This is a genomic window from Nitratireductor sp. ATLC21 (assembly GCF_057196525.1).
Map to the genome: position 1 here is coordinate 144,199 of NZ_JBXUOU010000004.1, position 19,837 is coordinate 164,035.

Annotated in this window: 16 protein-coding genes; 12 read left to right on the forward strand and 4 right to left on the reverse strand. The window is 61.9% G+C overall.

Translation table 11 applies throughout. The features are described 5' to 3' along the window. Positions 1-79 precede the first annotated feature (79 nt). Positions 80-1,336 carry an ABC transporter substrate-binding protein gene (locus tag AC2CHD_RS18655; RefSeq protein WP_484554850.1) on the reverse strand — a complete coding sequence of 419 codons (1,257 nt, stop codon included), beginning with the start codon at positions 1,334-1,336 and terminating at the stop codon, positions 80-82. A gap of 249 nt (positions 1,337-1,585) precedes the next feature. On the opposite strand from AC2CHD_RS18655, the gene AC2CHD_RS18660 reads away from it, so the two are divergent. Then, a complete protein-coding gene (locus tag AC2CHD_RS18660; protein WP_229450763.1) occupies positions 1,586-2,638 on the forward strand; it encodes a LacI family transcriptional regulator in 1,053 nt (350 codons plus the stop codon). A 6-nt stretch (positions 2,639-2,644) separates the two neighbouring features. Here AC2CHD_RS18660 and AC2CHD_RS18665 read toward each other — a convergent pair whose 3' ends face one another. Continuing rightward, positions 2,645-3,205 carry a TetR/AcrR family transcriptional regulator gene (locus AC2CHD_RS18665; RefSeq protein ID WP_484554851.1) on the reverse strand — a complete coding sequence of 187 codons (561 nt, stop codon included), beginning with the start codon at positions 3,203-3,205 and terminating at the stop codon, positions 2,645-2,647. A 169-nt stretch (positions 3,206-3,374) separates the two neighbouring features. On the opposite strand from AC2CHD_RS18665, the gene AC2CHD_RS18670 reads away from it, so the two are divergent. The 3 genes from AC2CHD_RS18670 to AC2CHD_RS18680 all read left to right on the forward strand — a co-directional run bounded on the left by AC2CHD_RS18670 (position 3,375) and on the right by AC2CHD_RS18680 (position 8,285). Further along, positions 3,375-4,577 carry an efflux RND transporter periplasmic adaptor subunit gene (locus AC2CHD_RS18670; protein ID WP_484554852.1) on the forward strand — a complete coding sequence of 401 codons (1,203 nt, stop codon included), beginning with the start codon at positions 3,375-3,377 and terminating at the stop codon, positions 4,575-4,577. Beyond that, complete coding sequence (locus AC2CHD_RS18675; RefSeq protein ID WP_229450766.1) at positions 4,574-7,660, forward strand: efflux RND transporter permease subunit; 3,087 nt, start codon at positions 4,574-4,576, stop codon at positions 7,658-7,660. The genes AC2CHD_RS18670 and AC2CHD_RS18675 overlap by 4 nt, the downstream gene beginning before the upstream one ends. 214 nt (positions 7,661-7,874) lie before the next feature. Beyond that, positions 7,875-8,285, forward strand: coding sequence for a DUF4168 domain-containing protein (locus tag AC2CHD_RS18680; protein ID WP_484554853.1), 411 nt, complete (start codon positions 7,875-7,877; stop codon positions 8,283-8,285). Positions 8,286-8,307: 22 nt separating this feature from the next. Here the strand turns inward: AC2CHD_RS18680 and AC2CHD_RS18685 are convergent, their stop codons facing one another. Beyond that, positions 8,308-8,982, reverse strand: coding sequence for a GntR family transcriptional regulator (locus AC2CHD_RS18685; RefSeq protein ID WP_484554854.1), 675 nt, complete (start codon positions 8,980-8,982; stop codon positions 8,308-8,310). A gap of 214 nt (positions 8,983-9,196) precedes the next feature. On the opposite strand from AC2CHD_RS18685, the gene AC2CHD_RS18690 reads away from it, so the two are divergent. From AC2CHD_RS18690 to AC2CHD_RS18725, 8 genes are all read left to right on the forward strand, one after another. Next, positions 9,197-9,976 carry a class II aldolase/adducin family protein gene (locus AC2CHD_RS18690; RefSeq protein WP_484554855.1) on the forward strand — a complete coding sequence of 260 codons (780 nt, stop codon included), beginning with the start codon at positions 9,197-9,199 and terminating at the stop codon, positions 9,974-9,976. Positions 9,977-10,061: 85 nt separating this feature from the next. Further along, positions 10,062-11,609: an ABC transporter substrate-binding protein gene (locus AC2CHD_RS18695; RefSeq protein ID WP_322340859.1), complete on the forward strand. Its 1,548-nt coding sequence runs from the start codon at positions 10,062-10,064 to the stop codon at positions 11,607-11,609. Between the two features lie 76 nt (positions 11,610-11,685). Beyond that, positions 11,686-12,654, forward strand: coding sequence for an ABC transporter permease (locus AC2CHD_RS18700; RefSeq protein WP_229450771.1), 969 nt, complete (start codon positions 11,686-11,688; stop codon positions 12,652-12,654). Continuing rightward, positions 12,654-13,493 (forward strand): ABC transporter permease, encoded by an 840-nt coding sequence (locus AC2CHD_RS18705; protein ID WP_484554963.1) that lies wholly within the window; start codon positions 12,654-12,656, stop codon positions 13,491-13,493. Before AC2CHD_RS18700 ends, AC2CHD_RS18705 begins: the two co-directional genes overlap by 1 nt. A 9-nt stretch (positions 13,494-13,502) precedes the next feature. Next, entirely contained in the window at positions 13,503-15,125 is a 1,623-nt protein-coding gene (locus AC2CHD_RS18710) for an ABC transporter ATP-binding protein (protein ID WP_484554856.1), read from the forward strand. 404 nt (positions 15,126-15,529) lie between these two features. Then, the gene (locus AC2CHD_RS18715; RefSeq protein WP_484554857.1) at positions 15,530-16,831 is read left to right on the forward strand and encodes an ArgE/DapE family deacylase; all 1,302 of its coding nucleotides are present in this window, start codon (positions 15,530-15,532) and stop codon (positions 16,829-16,831) included. Next, the gene (locus tag AC2CHD_RS18720) at positions 16,824-17,789 is read left to right on the forward strand and encodes an NAD(P)-dependent oxidoreductase (RefSeq protein WP_484554858.1); all 966 of its coding nucleotides are present in this window, start codon (positions 16,824-16,826) and stop codon (positions 17,787-17,789) included. Before AC2CHD_RS18715 ends, AC2CHD_RS18720 begins: the two co-directional genes overlap by 8 nt. Before the next feature lie 9 nt (positions 17,790-17,798). Then, the gene (locus tag AC2CHD_RS18725) at positions 17,799-18,827 is read left to right on the forward strand and encodes a histone deacetylase family protein (protein ID WP_484554859.1); all 1,029 of its coding nucleotides are present in this window, start codon (positions 17,799-17,801) and stop codon (positions 18,825-18,827) included. Between the two features lie 14 nt (positions 18,828-18,841). On the opposite strand, the gene AC2CHD_RS18730 is transcribed toward AC2CHD_RS18725, so the two are convergent. After that, positions 18,842-19,777: a DMT family transporter gene (locus AC2CHD_RS18730; RefSeq protein ID WP_484554860.1), complete on the reverse strand. Its 936-nt coding sequence runs from the start codon at positions 19,775-19,777 to the stop codon at positions 18,842-18,844. Positions 19,778-19,837: the final 60 nt, after the last annotated feature.

The window sequence follows — 19,837 nt, forward strand, 5'->3', positions numbered from 1 at the left end:
CCTCTGTGGAGGGGAGATGGGCCTTAGGCCGGAGGGGCGTTGAGCCCCTCGCTTCTCTGAGCCCCTGACGCTGCCGCCCTTACTGCGCCGCAGCGACGGCGTTCTTCAGCTCTTCGACGGCTTCTTCCGAGGTCAGCTCACCGTTGAAGTGCTGCGTGACCACATCGTTCACCGCGTTCTTCACGGCAGCCGGTGCGCCATGGCCATGAGCCATGGAGCCGAAGAGCGAGCCGCTCGAATTGGCTTCGGCCAGATCGGCCATGCCCTTCTTGCCGCAATCGTCAAACGCGTCGTTCGGCACGTCGGTACGGGCAGGCACCGAACCCTTGACCACGTTGAAGGCCGACTGGAACTCGGGGTTCATGACGGCGGAAGCCATCATTTTCTGAGCCTTCTGCTTGTCCTCACCGACCTGGAACATGACGAACTGGTCGGAATTGAAGGTCACAGAACCCTGCGTCCCGGGGAAGCGGATGCAGACGAAATCCTCGCCCGGCTTCTTGCCTGCCTTGAGGAACTCGCCCTTCGCCCAGTCGCCCATCATCTGCATGCCGCCGGTGCCCTCGATGACCATGGCCGAGGCCAGGTTCCAGTCACGGCCGGAGAAATTGTCGTCGACATAGGTGCGCAGCTTCGCCATGCGGTCGAAGGCTTCCTTCATCTTGTCGGAGCCGAGCGCCTCGGGGTCGAGATCGTTGAGCGCGGCCTTGTAGAAATCATCGCCGAGCGAGAGAACGACGGCCTCGAACACCGTGGCATCCTGCCAGGGCTGGCCGCCATGGGCGAGCGGGGTGATGCCGTTTTCCTTCATCTTGTCCAGAACGGCGACGAGCTCTTCCCAGCTTTCAGGCGCCTTGCCGCCGGCGGCATCGAGCGCGGCCTTGTTGATCCACACCCAGTTGGTGGAGTGGACATTCACCGGCGAGGCAATCCAGTTGCCATCATATTTGGAGAAGTTCTGGAGGGCCGCCGGCACAACGTCGGCCCAGCCTTCTTCCTCGGCCACATCGTTCAGGTTCGCGACGACGCCCTGTTCGGCCCAGTCGATGATGTCGAAGCCGAGCATCTGCACGGCGGTCGGCGCATTGCCTGCAGTGACGCGGGCGCGCAGCGCCGTCATGGCAGCCTCACCGCCGCCACCGGCGACCGGCATGTCCTGCCATGTGACGCCCTTGGATTCCAGATCTTCCTTGAGAACATTGAGCGCGGCGGCCTCGCCACCCGAGGTCCACCAATGCAACACTTCAACACTGTCTTCTGCCATGGCATTGCTGCCGGCAGCGAGGGTAAGAAGGGCTGTTCCCGCCGCAAGCGCGGCGAATTTGCGAATGGTCATGATAATCCTCCCAATGGGATCGCTTGCTCCTTTGCGATCTATCTATTTATAACGTTATAAATCCCATGGAGGTCAATCAGATTCTTGTCTGATTGAAGGGAGGAGATAAAACATTGAAAACCAAGGGGAATTTTTTCTCGTTTTTCAGCTTTTCTGCCTGTAAACATAAATTTATATCGATTGAAATTGCGGTTTTTGGCGAATCCGGCGCCATCCAGAGCCGTGCACAGGCAACCGGGAGGAGATGACATGGCGCGCCGATCGGACCGCCCCACATTGCGGACAATTGCAGAGATGACCGGCCTTGCCGTCACCACCGTTTCGCGCGCATTGCTCGATGCACCGCAGATCGCGCTGGAAACGCGGCAGCGCGTCCAGCGGGTCGCGCGCGAGATCGGCTACCAGCCCGATCGCGCGGCGCGGCACCTGCGCACGGGGCGTACCAATGTCATCAGTTTCGTGCTCGATCCGCATGACGAATTGCTGGGCTTCAGTACCTCGATGATCAGCGGCCTGACGCGCGCCCTGCGTGACACGCAATACCATCTGGTGATCACACCGCATTTCGCCGAGGCTCCAACGCTCGACCCGATCGAATACATACTGCGCAACCGCATGGCCGACGGCGTCGTCTTCTCGAGAACCGAACCCAAGGACCCGCGCGTCAAGCTGCTGATGGAAAACGATTTTCCCTTCGTGTCTCATGGCCGCACGGATCTCGGCATCGAGCATGCCTTTGTCGACTATGACAATGCGGCTTTTGCACGGATGGCGGTGGAGCGTCTTGTTTCAAAGGGGCGGCGGCGGCTGGCGCTGATCCTCCCGCCAGACCGGTTCATGTTTCGTCGTCATCTGCGCGACGGATTTCAGGAGGCGGTGGAGAGGGCCGGCGTCGCATCGGAATTGCCGGGAGATATCAATCTCGACAGTGATGCAGCCGACTTATATGCGTGGCTTACCTGGCGGCTGAGGCAGCCGGATCCGCCGGACGGCATGGTTTGTGCCGGTGAAGTTTCGGCGCTTTCGCTCATGGCCGCTCTAAGCGATCAAGGCCTGACCGTGGGCAGTGACTTCGACCTGGTCGTCAAGCAGACCTCGCTGCTTTATGACGAAGTCCGCCCGCGGATCGACGCGGTCTACGAGGACATCTCGCAAGCCGGTGAGACACTTGGAAAACTGCTTATCCGCCGGATAGCCGGCGAAAGGCCGTCTGCGCTGCAGTTTCTGCAAGAGCCGGTGCCGCGCTTCACCGATCGCGGCCAGGGAACCCGGACGGCCATCGGGGCACGGCAGTCGGCGTAAGTCAGCTCACGAGCTCCGCAAGGCGCCGGCTTCCAGAAGGCCGCGGAAAGCGCTCAGCATATCGGCGACCTCCTGGTCGTTGACCACATTGATGGAAAGCAGCTCCATCGCACGGACGCCATGCACCATCAGAAGAGCGATGACGGCAAGGGACGGGTCGCTTGCGCTGGCCTTCATCTGGTCGAGAACCTGGCGCTCATATGTCTGCACCGGCTTCAGGAAATCCGGATTCTCGGCCAGGGCAGCCAGCAGGCCCGAAGGCGGCGGCTGGCACTTTTTTCGCTCCTCGACAAACAGGTCGATATAGGCTTGCACAATGCCGTTGGGGCTCTTCTCATGCGCTTGTTTGCGTTGCTCAAACTTCTCGTACTCCTCCCCGATGAAGCCCTCGACGAGCGCCTCAAACAGCTTTGCCTTGCTGGAGAAGTGATAAAGAAGTCCCCCTTTTGAGACCCCAGCGCGCGCAGCAACCGCATCCAGCGACATGCTGGCAGCGCCCGCCTCACGCACGATCTCTGCGGCCGCATCGAGAATTTTCTCCCGTGCGCCGGAACTCGGTCTCACCATCCTGACATCCTGAAGCTTGACAATACCGTCCAGACGGTACAGTAAAGCGCCGACATTTGGCAAGCCAAGTTCGCGATCCGCTCTTGCCCACGGCAAACGGCGTCGCTATCTGCGCCACTCTTATGTAAGTTAATCGATATTATTACGAACGCCTCCGGGGTCCGACGACATGATCAAGCGTCTTCTCATCGCCATTGTCCTGCTCGCAATTGTCGCGGGTGGCATAATCGGCTTCAACATGTTCCGCGATCAGGCGATCCAGCAGTTTTTCGCCAACATGCCCGTTCCCACAGTCACGGTCTCGACCGTGGAAGCCGAAGAGGGAAAGTGGACGCCAACGATCGAGGCCATCGGCACGGTCAACGCAAACCAGGGCGTGGATCTGACTGTCGAGACCACCGGCATCGTCACCGACATCCGTTTCGAGGCGAACCAGCAGGTCAATGCCGGCGATGTTCTTCTCCAGCTTGAGGACAATATCCAGCAGGCTGATCTGAGCGCTTCGCGCACGCAGGCGGCTCTGGATCAGCAGGCGCTCGATCGCGCCCGTGAGCTGCGCAACCGCGGTGTGAGCTCGGGCGTGTCGCTCGACAATGCGGAAGCGGCAGCACAGGCATCCGCAGCTCAGGTGCAAAAGGCAGAAGCCGTGTTGCAGCAGCGGCAGTTGCGCGCGCCCTTCTCGGGGACGATCGGTATTCCGCGCGTCGACAAAGGTCAGTATCTTTCCCCCGGCACCATCGTCGCCACGCTGCAGGACATCGAAACGATGCGCGCCGATTTCACCGTTCCCGAGCAGCAGCTCGGCAATCTGGAGATCGGCCAGCCCGTGCGCCTCTCGCTCAACAATGACAGTGAAGAGTTTGAAGGCGAAATCACCGGTATCGATCCGAAGGTCGACCCGTCGAGCCGCCTTGTCTCGGTGCGCGCGCGCATCGACAACACCTCTGGCAAGCTGACCCCCGGCCAGTTCGTTCAGGTGAAGGTCATCCTTCCGGAAGAGGAAGGCATCATTTCGCTGCCGCAGACAGCCGTCGTCACCAGCCTTTATGGTGACTATGTGTTTGCCGCACGCAAGCCTGAAAAGGCTGAGCAAAGCGAAGACGGTCAGGAGAAACTGGAAGCACGCCAGGTATTCGTCCAGGTGGGCCGCCGTTCCGGGAACCAGGTGGAGATCCGTTCGGGCATCGAACCTGGCGACATCGTCGTGACGGCCGGACAGAACCGTCTTTCGAACGGCACGCCGGTTGCGATCGACAACACGATCAACCCGGGTTCGCCGGAGTCACCCACGTCCGACGGCGCAACGGCATCCGAGCCCGATCAGGAACCGGCAGGCGACGATCCCAAGACGGAAGAGGCGGCAGCCCAATGAGTTTTTCCGATATCTTCATCCGCAGGCCGGTCCTCTCGACCGTCCTCGGACTGCTGATCCTGCTGCTTGGCTTCCAGGGACTGTTCAACCTGCAGGTTCGTCAGTATCCGGAGGTCGAGGAGACGGTGATTACCGTCACCACGATCTATCCCGGCGCCAGCGCTGACCTGATCCAGGGTTTCATCACCGCACCCATTGCCCGCGCCGTGGCAACCACGGAAAACGTGGATTACGTCACGTCGCAAAGCCGCCCTTCGGCCAGCACGGTCAGCGTGCAGATGCGGCTCGGCTCCGACCCGGACGTCGCGCTGACGGAGGTCATGTCCAAGGTGCAGCAGGTGCGCAGCGAACTGCCTGCGGACGCCAAGGACCCGACCATCGTCAAGGGCACGGGCATGCAGTTCGCCACCATGTATCTGGCGATGCAGAACCCCAACATGTCGAGCGAACAGCTCACCGAATACATCGAACGCGTCATTCGCCCACGCATGTCGACCATCCCCGGCGTTGCCGAGGTGCAGATCATCGGTGCGGCGAATTATTCAATGCGTGTTTGGATCGACCCGGTTCGGCTGGCGGCACGCCAGCTTACCGCGGCCGAGGTGTTGGCCGGCATCAAGGCGTCGAATTTCCTTGCCGCGCCCGGCAAGACCGAAAACGAATATGTCGCCTACGCGATCTCGATGGAATCCACGCTTCAGACACCCGAAGCCTTTGGTGCTCTCCCATTGAGGGCGACAGGTGACGACGTGGTGCGCCTGCGCGATGTCGCCGATATCGAGCTTGCCGCTGAAAGCACCGACATGGTGGTGAGCTTCAACGGCCAGCCGGGCACGTTTATCGGCGTCTTCCCGACGCCGGGCGCCAACCCGCTCGACATGGCGGGTGCCGTGACGGAGGAGTTGCCGTCCATCCAGGCAAGCCTGCCTGAAGGCATGAGCATCGAGGTTCTTTACGACGCGACGGAATCCATCAGTGCGTCCATTGACGAGGTCTTCAAGACCATCATGGAAGCGGTGCTGATCGTTATCGTCATCATCCTCCTGTTCCTCGGCTCGTTCCGCTCCGTGCTGATGCCGATCGTGACGATTCCGCTTTCGCTGATCGGCGTCTGCTTCATCCTGTTCGCGCTCGGATACTCGATCAACCTCCTGTCGCTGCTGGCCATGGTGCTGGCCATCGGCCTGGTGGTGGACGACGCCATCGTCGTGGTGGAGAACATTCACCGGCATATCGAGGAAGGCCTCTCGCCGCGCCGCGCGGCCTTTGTCGGCATGAAGGAAATCACCGGCCCGGTTGTCGCCATGACGATCACGCTTGCTGCGGTGTTCGCGCCTCTGGCGTTCACCGGCGGTCTGACAGGCTCGCTGTTCCGCGAGTTTGCCATGACGCTCGCAGGTGCGGTGGTCATTTCCGGCATCGTCGCTCTGACCATCACCCCCATGATGTCAGCGCGCATTCTCAAGCGTGGCAATCACAGCCGGTTCCAGGTTATTGTCGACACCACCTTTGACAGGCTTGCGAATTTCTACGAACGGATGGTGAGCGGTTCGCTCAACTACCGCCCCGTCACGATGCTGGTGGTTCTGGTCCTTCTCGGGCTGACCGGTTTCATGTTCATGAACACCTCCAGCGAGCTGGCACCCGAAGAAGACGAGGGTGCGCTGTTTTCGCTGATCACCGCGCCGTCCTATGCAACCTCGGACTACACCTCGCTTTACACGACACAGATGCGCGAGCTGACCAAGGATCTACCTGAACTGAAAGCCAACTTCTCCATTGTCGGCTTCGGCGGGCAGACCAATTCGGGCATCGCCCTCTGGGCCTTCAAGGACTGGGCGGATCGCGAGCGGTCGCAAAAGGAGATCCAGCAGGACATCCAGGCACGGCTCTCCAAGATCTCCGGCGTCGAGGCACTCGTCTTTGCGCCGCCTTCGCTGCCGGGGGCCGGAGGCGGGCTGCCGATCTCGCTCGTCATCCAGTCGACAAGCGATTCGGCGCGTGTGTTCGAGGTGGCCGAGAAGATCAAGGAAGAGGCGCAGGCCTCGGGCCGCTTCATCGTCGTGCAGAACTCGCTTGCCTACAATGCCCAGCAGGTGGTGGTGACGGTCGACCGTGACCGGGCGGCGGCGTTGAACCTGCCGGTTTCCGATGTCGGCACGACACTCAGCCTGCTTGTCGGCAGCGGTTCGATCGCGCAGTTTGACCGCGACTCAAACAGCTACGACATCATCATGCAGGTGCCGCAGGAGTATCGTGACAACCCCGAAAGGCTGGGCGATTTCTTCGTACGTAGCGCCACGGGCGAAATGGTGCCGCTTTCGGCGGTGATCACGGTGTCGACCGATGTTGCCGCGGCTGCGATCGAGCAGTTCAACCAGTTGAACTCGGCGACGATCTCGGCCCTGCCGGTGCCCGGTGTTTCAACCGGTGACGGCCTCGCCGTGATCGAGGACATTGCCAAAAACACCATCCCGGACGGGTTCTTCATCGAGTATTCCGGCCAGTCGCGGCTTGAAGTGGAGCAGGGCAACACCATCCTGATCGCCTTCACGCTCGCCGTGGTGGTGATCTATCTGGTGCTTGCGGCGCAGTTCGAGAGCTTCCGCGATCCGCTCATCATCATGATGACGGTGCCGCTGTCGATCTTCGGCGCGATCCTGCCGCTCAATCTGGGACTGTCGACGCTGAACATCTACACCCAGGTCGGCCTGATCACGCTCATAGGCCTGATCACCAAACACGGCATCCTGATGGTGGAGTTCGCCAACCAGCAGCGGGAGGAGCATGGCCTGTCACGCGTTGAGGCCATCGTCGCGTCCGCCAAGGTGCGCCTGCGACCGATCCTCATGACCACGGCCGCCATGGCGCTCGGTGTGGTGCCGCTGATCATGGCGGCAGGCGCGGGTGCCGCGGCGCGTTATTCGATGGGTCTCGTCATTTTCACCGGCCTGATCATCGGCACCTCGTTCACCCTGTTCGTGGTCCCCATGTTCTACACCTTCATTGCCAAGGAAAAGCTTGAAGCCGAGGAAGATGATCACCCGGGATCGGCGGCACAACCGGCTCCGGCGGGTGAATAAACGAAAATCCAGGCCCCGCTTCGGCGGGGTCTTTTTTTGATGGCAAACGGCCGGCTCATTTTTTGTTTTCTGCGGCAACCCGATTTGATTGGAACGCTGGAGAGCAACTTTTCTTCTCGCCACATTCTTCACGAAAGTGGCCCTCGGGATGAACCCGGGGTCGGGCATTTCGAAACCCCGCGAAGGGGTGACACCCGTAAGGAAGGAGTTCCTCATGATACTACGCAGCAAATTGCGCTTGGCCGCTGCCGCATTCGCCTTCACCACCAGTGCCGCCGCGATCTCACCGGCGCTGGCGCAAGATGCCGTACCGTCACCTTCTCCTGCGCCGCAGGCGCAGACCCAATCGTTCGACGACCAGAAGCTGCAGGCCTTTACGGTCGCCTTCCTCGCAGTCAGCGATGTGAAGGAACAATACACGGAGCGCTTCCGGCAGGCTCCCTCGGATGACGAGAAGCAGAAAGTTCAGGTCGAGGCGACACAAGAGATGGAACAGGCCGTCGACCAGACGGACGGCATCTCGGTGGACGAATACAATCAGATCATCCAGACAGCCCAGACCGATGAGGCATTGGCTCAGAAGCTCAACGGCATGATCGGAGAGGCTGCAAAGTCGCAGAAATAAGCAAATGCGGGAAGGGGCGTCGTCAGACGCCCTTTTCCAGCTCCTCGAACAGAGCGACGACAGCATCCTGCGCCACGGCTATGTGATAGCGCAGTGCACCACGCAGCTGTTCCTCATCGCGCTTTCTCAACGCTTCCATGATCGGCTCATGAGTCTCGGCCATGCGCTGCGGGTCATCGTAAATTTTGCCGATCAAGGTGATACCGGCGCGCATCTCGGTCGCCAGTTCGTCATAGACCCGGATCAGACGCGCATTGCCGCTCGCCTTGCAGATCATGCGATGAAAGGCGAAATCCTCGAAAATCTGTGTCTCGATAGACGCCTGACCGGCCGTGCCGTAGAGACGTCCAAGCTGCTTTTCGAGAGCGGCGAGATCGGCCTCGGTAGCGCGCTCCACCGCGAGACAGCCTGCATGCAGTTCAAGGCCGATGCGCAGCTCGTAAATGTCGCGCATCTCGCTGGCGCTGAAGGTGCGAACGAAAAAACCGCGCCGCGGTGAGAAGGTGACAAGACCCTGGCTTTCCAGAAGCCGGGCCGCCTCGCGGACAGGGGCGCGGCTGGTGCCGAACTCGCGCGAAAGCTGAAGCTCGGTCAGCCGTTCGCCGGGCTTAAGATGCCCGGTGACAATCGCCTCGGTGATCTGCCGGGCAATCTGCGTCACCAGATCCGTTGTGGATACTTCCGAAAACACGCTCACCGCCGTTTTCCCAAAACTTCCCCTCCCAATGGCATCGCAGCGCAGGCGCGGCGTATGTCCCGCCACTATGACAGGCAAAATGACGATTGTCGACAATTGACACTCTGCCCGAACCTGTGCTTGCCTGTCGATCAACAAAACGGCTCTGAGGGGAGCCGCGCGACAACACATGACCACCGTTCGTGACCGGACGGTTTGCGCGAGGGAGATGTTGATGAACGTACAATCCCAACCGGTTTCAGCCGCAGACACGGGGCAGCCGCGCGAGCGGGTCGAGCTGGCTGCGGCCTATCGGCTGATCGCGCATTATCACCTGGATGACAGCATTTTCACCCACATCTCGGCTCGGGCGCCGGCAGAGGAGGGTGAGCACGCCTTCCTGATCAACCCGTTCGGCCTGCGTTTCGACGAGGTGACGGCATCGAGCCTTGTGACCGTCGACATCAATGGCGACATCCTGCGCGACAATCATGGCGCGGGCATCAACAAGGCCGGCTTCACCATTCACAGCGCCGTCCATGCCGCGCGGCCCGATGTGCATTGTGTGCTTCACACGCATACGGTGGCGGGTGTGGCCATCTCTTCCATGGAAGAGGGCATACTGCCACTGAACCAGTGGTCGCTGCAATTCCACAACCGGCTTGCCTTCCATGACTATGAAGGCATCGCGCTGGATCTCGGCGAGCGCGAGCGGCTTGTGGCCGACCTCGGCGACCGCAATGTCATGGTCCTGCGCAATCACGGGCTTCTGACCTGCGGGCGCACGGTGGGCGAGGCTTTCGCGCTCATGTTCAACATGGAGCGTGCCTGCCGCGCCCAGCTCGCCATCATGTCTTCGGGCGGCAGGCAGATCCGCATTGCCGAGGAACTGGCCGAGAAAACGGCGCGCCAATATGAGGGCTGGGACACCCATCACACCGGTAACAAGCCTGACCCGCAATGGGAGGCCTTCCAGCGCCTCGCCATCAAGCACTATCCCGACCTCGTGGAGTGAGACCGAACTGAAGCAAAGCCAATTGCCCGGCACGATCAAGGGAGAACGATCTTTCGCCGGGCGAGCAACAAGGGGAACGAAAGCCATGCTGAAACGACTGACCACACTTGCCGCCGCCATGCTGGTGTCGACGGCGCTCCATGCAGAGCCCGTCTCGGGCGGGCGCGCCAATGTCGTGATCCAGCCCGAACCGCCAAGCCTGATGATGGGTCTGGTGCAGAACGGCCCGACCCAGATGGTGGCCGGCCAGATCTATGAGGGTCTGTTGCGCTACGACGAGAAGCTGCAGCCCATGCCGCAGCTTGCGAAATCCTGGGAGGTTTCGGAAGACGGCCTGACCTATACGTTCAAGCTGCACGACAATGTGAAGTGGCATGACGGTGAGCCGTTCACCTCCGCCGATGTCGTGTTTTCCGCCGATGTCTTCCTGCGTGAAACCCATGCGCGCCTGCGCACCTCTCTGGAGCATGTGGAATCCATCACCGCACCCGACGACACCACGGTCGTCTTCAAGCTGAAGCAGCCCTTCGGCCCGTTCCTCGGCATTTTCGAAGCCGGCACGATGCCGATGGTGCCCAAGCACATCTATGAAGGCACGGATTACAAGAACAACCCGGCCAACAACACGCCGATCGGCACCGGGCCGTTCAAGTTCACCGAATGGGTGAAGGGATCGCACATCCTGCTCACCAAGTTCGAGGACTATTACGAGGAGGGCAAACCCTATCTCGACGAGATCTACTGGCATGTGATCCCGGACGCTGCCTCGCGCGCGGTCGCCTATGAGACGGGCGTGGTGGACATCCTGCCCGGCGGCTCGGTGGAGAATTTCGACGTCCAGCGGATCGCCGACATGGAGAACACCTGCATCACCGACAAGGGCTGGGAGTATTTCGGTCCGCTGTCGTGGATGTGGCTCAACAACCGCGAAGGCCCGACCGCCGACAAGCGCTTCCGCCAGGCGGTGATGTATGCGATGGACCGCGACTTCGCCCGCGACGCGCTGTGGAACGGCCTCGGCAAGGTTGCGAAAGGTCCGGTGTCCTCGTCGACGCGTTTCTTCACCGATGACGTGACCGCATATGACCACGACCCGGAGAAGGCCAGGGCCCTGCTCGAAGAGATGGGCTATGACGGCGAGACCGTGCGCCTGCTGCCGCTGCCCTATGGCGAAACCTGGCAGCGCTGGGCCGAGGCCGTGAAGCAGAATCTCGGTGAAGTGGGCATCAATGTCGAGATCGTCTCCACCGATGTGGCCGGCTGGAACCAGAAGCTGGCCGAGTGGGACTACGACATGGCCTTCACCTATCTCTACCAGTATGGCGATCCGGCGCTGGGCGTGGCCCGTACCTACATTTCCACGAACATTGCCAAGGGCTCGCAGTGGAACAATGTGGAAGGCTACGAGAACAAGGAGATCGACGATCTCTTTGCCAAGGCGGCAGTTGCCGTGACGGCGGAGGAACGCCAGAAGCTCTACACCGAAGTGCAGCAGAAACTGGTGGATGACGTGCCGGTGGCCTGGCTGCTCGAACTCGGATTCCCGACGATCTATCGCTGCAATGTGAAGGATCTCGTCACCACGGCAATCGGCGTGAATGACGGCTTCAAGGACGCCTATATCGAAAAATAGGCGACTGCCCGATCCGGGAATGCGCGGGCGAACCGCCCGCGCATCCTCACCTTGAGTCCGATCCTGCAGGGGCCCGATGCTACGCTTCATACTCATGCGCCTGGGCAAGGCGGCGATCATTCTGATCGCCATCCTGACGCTCAATTTCTTCCTGATCCATGCCGCGCCCGGCGATCCCGCTGCGGTGATGGCAGGCGAGGCGGGGGCCGCCGACGCCAAGTTCATCGCGCAGCTTCGCGAGCAATTCGGCCTCGACAAACCGCTGCTCACCCAGCTCGGGATCTATCTCAAGGGCGTGCTTCAGTTTGATCTCGGTTTCTCCTATCGCCAGCAGATGCCTGTGGCCGATCTCATTCTCGACCGGCTGCCCGCCACGCTGCTTTTGACCATGACGGCATTCGTCATCTCGCTGGTTCTGGGTACGCTGGCAGGCGTTCTCGCCTCCGCGCGTGTCGGCAAATGGTCGGACACGGCGATCTCCACCCTGGCGCTGCTTTTCTACGCCACGCCGCTCTACTGGGCGGCGCTGATGGCGGTGCTTCTGTTCTCCGTCTATTTCAACTGGCTGCCGGGTTTCGGCTATGAGACGGTGGGGGCGAACTACACGGGCTTGCGCCGTGCGCTCGACATCGGCCAGCATCTCATTCTGCCCGCCACCACGCTCGGCCTCTTCTTCATGGCGGTCTATATGCGCATGACGCGGGCCTCCATGCTCGAAGTCAGCCAGCTCGATTTCGTCAAAACGGCGCGGGCCAAGGGGCTGAAACCCGGCATCATCCAGCGCCGTCACATTTTCCGCAACGCCATGCTGCCAGTGGTCACGCTCGCCGGCCTTCAGGCGGGCCAGCTCGTCGGCGGCGCGGTGCTGACGGAAACCGTGTTCGCATGGCCGGGCATCGGAAGGCTGATGTTCGAGGCGCTCGCCCAGCGCGATTACAATCTGCTTCTTGGCGTGTTCTTCGTCTCCGCCGCCATGGTGCTCCTGTTCAACCTCATCACCGACATTCTCTATCGGTTCGTTGATCCAAGAATCCGGGTGGCATGATGGCTGATTTCTGGAAACGCTTCTCCCGCAATCGTGGCGCCGTGATCGGCCTTGCGATCCTCGCCATCGTGGTTCTCGTGGCGCTGCTTGCGCCGCTGATCTTCCCGCAATCGCCCTGGCGCATGGTGCAGCGGCCCTTCCTGCCGCCATTTGCCATGGACCAGTATCCGCTGGGAACCGACGCGCTTGGCCGCGATGTGATCTCGGGCCTTGCCTATGGGGCGCAGGTCTCGCTTCTCGTCGGTCTCGTCTCGACGGTCGCCGCTCTTTTGATCGGCATCCCCATCGGTGCGCTTGCCGGCTATTTCGGCGGCTGGGTGGACGACGCGCTGATGCGCTTTACCGAGTTCTTCCAGACTGTGCCGAGCTTTGCGCTCGCCATTGTTCTGGTGGCGATCTTCCAGCCCTCGATTGAATCGATCATCGCGGCAATCGCCATCGTGAGCTGGCCGCCGGTCGCCCGCCTCGTGCGCGGCGAGGTGCTATCGCTGCGCTCGCGCGAATATGTGGAGGCCGCAATCCTTTCGGGCCAGACGAGCCTGACGATCATTCTGCGGCAGGTTCTGCCCAACACGATCTCGCCCATCATCGTGCTTGCCTCGCTGATGGTGGCAACGGCGATCCTTCTGGAATCCTCGCTGTCCTTCCTCGGGCTCGGCGACCCCAACCTCATGTCGTGGGGCTACATGATCGGCGCGGCGCGCACGGTGATCCGGCAGGCCTGGTGGCTTTCCTTCTTTCCCGGCGTTGCCATTCTGCTCACCGTTCTCGCGCTGAACCTGATCGGCGAAGGGCTGAACGATGCGCTCAACCCGCGCCTTGCGCGGCGCGACAAATAGGAGGGCGCGATGACAGACCCCGTTCTCAGCATCAGGAACCTGAAGATCGCGCTGCCGGAGGGTGCCGACCGCGACTTCGCCGTCAACGATGTTTCCTACGATCTTCATGCCGGTGAAATTCTCTGCATTGTCGGGGAATCGGGCTCTGGCAAATCCATGTCGGCCAATGCGGCGATGGGGCTTTTGCCCGATCTGGTGCGGCCGGTGGGCGGCGAAATCCTCTTCGAGGGCATGGACCTTCTGAAACTCTCGGAAACCGAGATGATGGATCTGCGCGGCAAGAAGATCGCCATGATCTTTCAGGAGCCCATGTCGGCGCTCAATCCGCTGATGCGGGTGGAAGACCAGATTGCCGAAGTGTTCGAGGCGCATGGTCTCTTGACGCCGAAGGAACGCGCCGCGCGCGCCATCGAACTCCTGACGGAAGTGGGCATTCCCGACCCTGAAAAGGCGGCGCGCGCCTATCCGTTCCAGCTTTCGGGCGGGCAGCGGCAGCGCGTGATGATCGCTATGGCACTGGCGCTCGAACCGCGCATGCTGATCGCCGACGAGCCGACCACCGCGCTCGACGTGACCACACAGGCGCAGATCCTGGAGCTGATCCGCAATCTGCAGGAAAAGCACGGCATGGCCGTGATGTTCATCACCCATGATTTCGGCGTGGTGGCCGAGATCGCCGACCGCGTGGCGGTGATGCAATATGGCAAGATTGTCGAGGCCGGCACCGCCGACGAGGTGCTCGACAACCCACAGCATGAGTACACGCAGAAGCTGATCGCGGCGATCCCGAAGCTGGCCGCCGAGGCGAGCGAAGGGATGGCGGGAAAGACGCCGATCCTCGAAGTGGAAGGGCTCAACAAGACCTATGTGACCGGCGGCGGCCTGCTCTTTTCCAAGCCGCGTATCGTTCATGCGGTCAACGATGTGAACCTCACGCTTTGCGAAGGCGAGACGCTGGGCATTGTCGGCGAATCCGGCTCCGGCAAATCGAGCGTCGGGCGCTGCCTCGTGCGGCTGATGCAGCCCGATTCCGGCACGGTGAAGCTCGCCGGCCACGACATGGCGCAGCTCTCGGGCGAGGCGCTGCGCGAGGCGCGCAAATCGATCCAGATGATCTTTCAGGATCCCTATGCCTCGCTCAATCCACGCTCCAAGGTTGGCCGCATTATCGCCGAAGGGCCGATGGCGCACGGGGTTTCCAAGCAGGAAGCCTATGCGCGCGCGGTGAAACTTCTGGAACTGGTGGACCTCGATGCGCTCGCCATCGACCGCTATCCGCACGAGTTTTCCGGCGGGCAGCGCCAACGCATCGGCATTGCCCGCGCGCTGGCGCTGGAGCCGCGCGTGATCATTGCCGATGAGGCGGTTTCGGCGCTGGACGTTTCCATTCAGGCGCAGGTGCTCGATCTTCTGGCGGAGCTGAAGGAGCGGCTCAATCTGGCGCTGATCTTCATCACCCACGATCTGCGCGTCGCCGCCCAGATCTGCGACCGCATCGCGGTGATGCAGAAGGGCAGGGTGGTCGAGATGGGGCCGGCACATGCCATCTTCAACAATCCTCAGAGCGACTACACGCGCACCCTGATCGAGGCCATTCCCGGCCGCGAGAAGGAGCTGGCGGCGGCGGGGTGAGAATGGTGGCAGTGTCTTGCTGTGGCAGTGCAGTGCGTGCCCATTCCCTCGCCCTTCGACAGGCTCAGGATGAGGGAACGGGCATGGAGAGGCTGGTGCCGACCGCGGCGTCTTGCTGTGGCAACGCGGTGCGTGCCCATTCCCCCACCCTTCGACAAGCTCAGGATGAGGGAAGGGGCATCGATAGGCCGGCGGGTGTGGCGAAGGATTGCAAAACGTCCGCGCTTCCGACACCGGCCCTTAGCAGCTTCTCAGCTACACCGCTCAGCCAGCAATCGCCAAGACCAGCTCTCAGCGAGCTTTCGCTACCACAAGCCCTCATCCTGAGCTTGTCGAAGGGCGAGGGCGGGATGACGCGCGCCATCGCTCACCATTCTCAACACTAACCCGCAGGAACCACAAACGTGGACGAACAACTGGCACAGAAAATCCTCGCAGCGGTCGAGGAAGGCTTTGAAGAACAGATCGGCTTTACCGAAGACCTGATCCGCTTTCCCTCGCTGCGCGGAAAGGAAAAGCCCGCACAGGAGTTCGTGCACAAGGCGCTCGAAGCGCGTGGCTATGCGGTGGAAACCTTCCATATCGATGAAGACAAGATCAGGGATCATCCGGGCTTTTCGCCCGTGGCCGTCGATTATTCCGACGCGGTGAACGTGATCGCCACTCACGCACCGCGCATGGAGAAAGGCCGGTCGCTGATCCTCAACGGCCATATGGATGTGGTGCCGGAAGGCCCGCACGATATGTGGGAGGTTTCGGCACCCTATGAGCCGAAGCGCGAGGGCGACTGGCTTTACGGGCGCGGCGGCGGCGACATGAAGGCCGGCATCGCGGCCAACATTTTCGCACTCGATGCGCTGCGCCGCATCGGCCTGCAGCCGGCGGCGAAAGTGCATGTGCAGAGCGTGGTGGAGGAAGAATGCACCGGCAATGGCGCGCTTGCCTGCCTGGTGGAGGGCTATACGGCGGATGCCGCCATCATTCCCGAGCCGGAAGACGAGATGCTGGTGCGCGCCAACACGGGCGTTTTGTGGTTCGAGGTCAATGTGTCGGGCCACCCCGTGCATGTGCGCGAGGCGGGCACGGGGGCCAACGCCATCGAGGCGAGCTTCCGCGTGATCGAAAGCCTGAAACGCCTGACTGCGGATTGGAACGCCGAGAAGGCGAACTATCCCTATTTCGAGGAACTCGATCACCCGATCAACTTCAATGTCGGCAAGATCGAGGGTGGCGACTGGGCCTCCACCGTGGCGGCCTGGTGCAAGCTCTCCTGTCGCATCGCCATCTATCCCGGTGACGACCCGAAGGACCGGGCAGCGCAGATCGAGGCGCATCTGGCGCGTGAGCTGGCCGATGATCCCTTTCTGGGCAATCGTCCTCCAGAGGTGATCTGGAACGGATTTTTCGCGCGCGGCTACGTGCTGGAGGAAGGCACGGATGCCGAAAAGGCGCTAGCCGAAGCGCACCGCGCGGCGACCGCGAGCGAACTGAAAAGCTTCGTGACGCCGGGCTATCTCGATGCGCGGGTCTTCGTGATCTATGCGGGCATGCCCTGCCTCGTCTATGGCCCGATCACCGAGAACATCCACGGGTTCGATGAGCGCGTGAGCCTTTCCTCCATCAAGCGGGTGACGGGCGCGATCGCCCTTTTCATCGCCGACTGGTGCGGGGTGGAACCCATCGATGCGGAGGCTGCACATGGCTGACGGGCAGGTGATCGAGGGGGTTTATCTGAGCACCGCCTTCGATCTGCACGCGCTTTATGGCCATGCGCTGGCACCGCATGCAGGCACGATACGCCTGCGCCATCCGCATGAGATCGATAATCCGGAGGCGGTTCGCTTTGCGCTTTGCTGGCGGCCGGCGGATGATGCCTTTGACCGTTATCCGAATCTGCGGCTTGCACATTCCATTGCGGCGGGTGTCGACAGCATCATTCACTGCCCGAGCCTGCCGAAGGACGCGCTGGTGGCGCGCGTGCGCGACCCGGATCAGGGCGACATGCTGGCAGGCTTTGCGGCGTGGCATGTGATCTGGCATCACCGCAACATCCGCCACCATATCGTGCATGAGGCAAAGCACGAATGGGCGCGGCTCATCCCCTCGATCATGAAGCCGCCGCGCGAAACGCCGGTGGGCATTCTGGGTTTCGGCCTGATGGGGCGGGCCATTGCCCGCGCGGTGACGGCGATGGGGTTTCCGGTGATTGCTGCGGTGCGGACCTCGCCAAAGGATGACTTGCCCGGCATGCGCTTCGAGAGCGGGGAGGGGGCGGCGCTTAGGGTGGCGGAACGGGCTGACATCCTGATCAACGTGTTGCCGCTGACGCAAGAGACGCGCGGCCTGCTTGATCTCGATTTCTTCAACCGCATGCCGGAAGGCGCCGCACTCATCCAGCTTGGGCGGGGCGAACATCTGATCGAGGCCGATCTTATGCGTGCGCTCGACAGCGGCCGCATCGCCTCCGCCTCGCTCGACGTTTTCGATGTGGAGCCGCTGCCAGAAAACCACCCCTTCTGGGCGGATGAACGCATTCTCGTGACGCCGCATCAGGCGGGCGATTGCTCGCCGCACACGATGGCGGAACAGCTTGCCCGCGCCGCACGGGCCGTGGTGGCGGGAGAAATACCGGAAACGGTGGTCGACAGATCCAACGGATATTGAAGGACGACAATGAAAGCCATTTTCGACGAACGCCAGTTGCGGCACACGCCGGAGCGCTATTTCCGGCGCGGGGCCTATATGCCCCATCCCGAGCAGGCTGAACGCGCGATCCTGATCCGCGACATGCTGATCAAAAACGAATTCCCGATCGAGAAACCCCGCGATTTCGGCGACGGGCCGATCAAGGCCGTGCATGATCCCGAGTATGTGGATTTCTGGAAGGACGCCTACCAACGCTGGCGCGCGGAGGCGCCGGATCAGGAGCCGATCCCCAACTGCCATCCCGGCCCGCGCCGGGGACGGCCTTCGTCATCCGTTTTCGGCCAACTCGGCTGGTGGGCGACCGACACGTCGGTTCCGCTGACGGAAGGCACATGGGATGCCGTCTACTGGTCGGCGCAGACCGCGCTTGAGACTGCCGAACGCGTGAAGGAAGGCGAGCGCATGGTCTATGGCCTGTGCCGCCCGCCGGGACACCATGCGCTTTCCAATGCGTCGAACGGCTTCTGCCTGTTCAACAACGCGGCCATCGCAGCGCAAAGCCTGCGCGAACGCTTCGGCAAGGTGGCGGTGCTCGACATCGACACGCATACGGGCAATGGCACGCTCGACATTTTCTATGATCGCGGCGATGTTTTCGTCTGCTCGCTGCACACGGACCCCGACCTCTACCCGACCTATTATCTCGGCTATGAGGACGAGCGCGGCGAGGGCGAAGGCGAGGGGGCGACGCTCAATCTCTGCCTGAAGCCAGGATCGGACACGGAAACGATCCTTGGCCGCTTCCGCGAGGGGCTTGCAGCGATCACCGCCTTTGGCGCGGAGGCGCTGGTGATTTCGCTGGGGCTCGATATGGCGGCGGACGATCCGCTCTCGGAGGTGAAGCTCACGGGCGATGGCTTTGCTACCATCGCACGCGAGATCGCGGCTCTGGGACTGCCAACCGCGCTGATCCAGGAAGGCGGTTATCTCGGCCCGTCGCTTTCGAGAAATGCGGAGATCTTCCTCACTGCCAGCCGCGAGGCGCTGGCGGGCTGAGGCGGCTCAGCGCGTCATTGCACGCTTTGCGGATCGGGTGCTGGCTGAACCGGGGTGACCGGCCTTGCCAGCGCCCGCTCGCGGAACACGATGTAGAGCCCCGCTCCCATGGTGATGGCGATGCCGAGTGCGGCCAGCCCATTGGGCAGATCGCGGAAGATGAGCCAGCCAATGACCGTGGCGAACGGGATCTCCAGATACTGGATCGGCGCCACCGTGGTCGAAGGCGCAAAGCGCAGCGACCATGTCATCAGGAGATGGCTGAACGTGCCGAAGAAGCCGGAGGCGGCCAGCAGCAGCATTTCCCGCAGATCGGGCTGCACCATGCGCAATTGCGGCAGGTCGAGCCCAAGATTGACGAAGGCCAGCGCGCCAAAGCCGATCATGGCATAGATGCCGCTCACCACCTGAAGCGCGATGGGATCGGCATCGCGCGAGATCTGGCGCGTCACCAGCATGTAGCCGGAGAAGGCGACCGCCACGAGCAGCGGCAGAAGTGCGGGCGCACCGACGCTGAGGAAGCTCGGCTGCACAACGAGCATGGTGCCGACGAAGCCCACCGAACAGGCGGCAAGCCGCCTTGGGCCCACATCCTCGCCCAGAAAGAATTTTCCGAAGGCCAGCATGATGAAAGGCATGACGAAGGCGATGGCGACCGCATCGGCCAGCGGCAGATAGCGCAGCGACATGAACATCGTGCCGATGCCGGCAATGTGGAGCGCCGTGCGCAGCACGGTGAGGCGCATGACGCGGGGAGAAAGAAGCAGCGACTTGCCGCTCCACCACACGACCGGCATAAGAAACACCACCTGCGCGGCAAAACGCACGACCAGAAGCTCGAACAGCGGAATGGTCTCGCCCAACAGTTTCGCGATCGAGTCGCCCAGAGGGGCGACCGCGCAAAACCCGATCATCAAAAGGATGCCGACAAGCGGCCGGTCGTTTGACATTGCGCGACCCTATGGAGCGAAGCCGGAGCGCGCAATGTCACATGGCGGCGAAATGGTACG

Coding starts and splice junctions, on each gene's coding strand:
- AC2CHD_RS18695 (WP_322340859.1), top strand. CDS start 10,062: ATGCTGAAACGACTGACCACACTTGCCGCCGCCATGCTGGTGTCGACG.
- AC2CHD_RS18655 (WP_484554850.1), bottom strand. CDS start 1,336: ATGACCATTCGCAAATTCGCCGCGCTTGCGGCGGGAACAGCCCTTCTT.
- AC2CHD_RS18705 (WP_484554963.1), top strand. CDS start 12,654: ATGGCTGATTTCTGGAAACGCTTCTCCCGCAATCGTGGCGCCGTGATC.
- AC2CHD_RS18660 (WP_229450763.1), top strand. CDS start 1,586: ATGGCGCGCCGATCGGACCGCCCCACATTGCGGACAATTGCAGAGATG.
- AC2CHD_RS18720 (WP_484554858.1), top strand. CDS start 16,824: ATGGCTGACGGGCAGGTGATCGAGGGGGTTTATCTGAGCACCGCCTTC.
- AC2CHD_RS18690 (WP_484554855.1), top strand. CDS start 9,197: ATGAACGTACAATCCCAACCGGTTTCAGCCGCAGACACGGGGCAGCCG.
- AC2CHD_RS18670 (WP_484554852.1), top strand. CDS start 3,375: ATGATCAAGCGTCTTCTCATCGCCATTGTCCTGCTCGCAATTGTCGCG.
- AC2CHD_RS18730 (WP_484554860.1), bottom strand. CDS start 19,777: ATGTCAAACGACCGGCCGCTTGTCGGCATCCTTTTGATGATCGGGTTT.
- AC2CHD_RS18665 (WP_484554851.1), bottom strand. CDS start 3,205: ATGGTGAGACCGAGTTCCGGCGCACGGGAGAAAATTCTCGATGCGGCC.
- AC2CHD_RS18680 (WP_484554853.1), top strand. CDS start 7,875: ATGATACTACGCAGCAAATTGCGCTTGGCCGCTGCCGCATTCGCCTTC.
- AC2CHD_RS18700 (WP_229450771.1), top strand. CDS start 11,686: ATGCTACGCTTCATACTCATGCGCCTGGGCAAGGCGGCGATCATTCTG.
- AC2CHD_RS18675 (WP_229450766.1), top strand. CDS start 4,574: ATGAGTTTTTCCGATATCTTCATCCGCAGGCCGGTCCTCTCGACCGTC.
- AC2CHD_RS18710 (WP_484554856.1), top strand. CDS start 13,503: ATGACAGACCCCGTTCTCAGCATCAGGAACCTGAAGATCGCGCTGCCG.
- AC2CHD_RS18725 (WP_484554859.1), top strand. CDS start 17,799: ATGAAAGCCATTTTCGACGAACGCCAGTTGCGGCACACGCCGGAGCGC.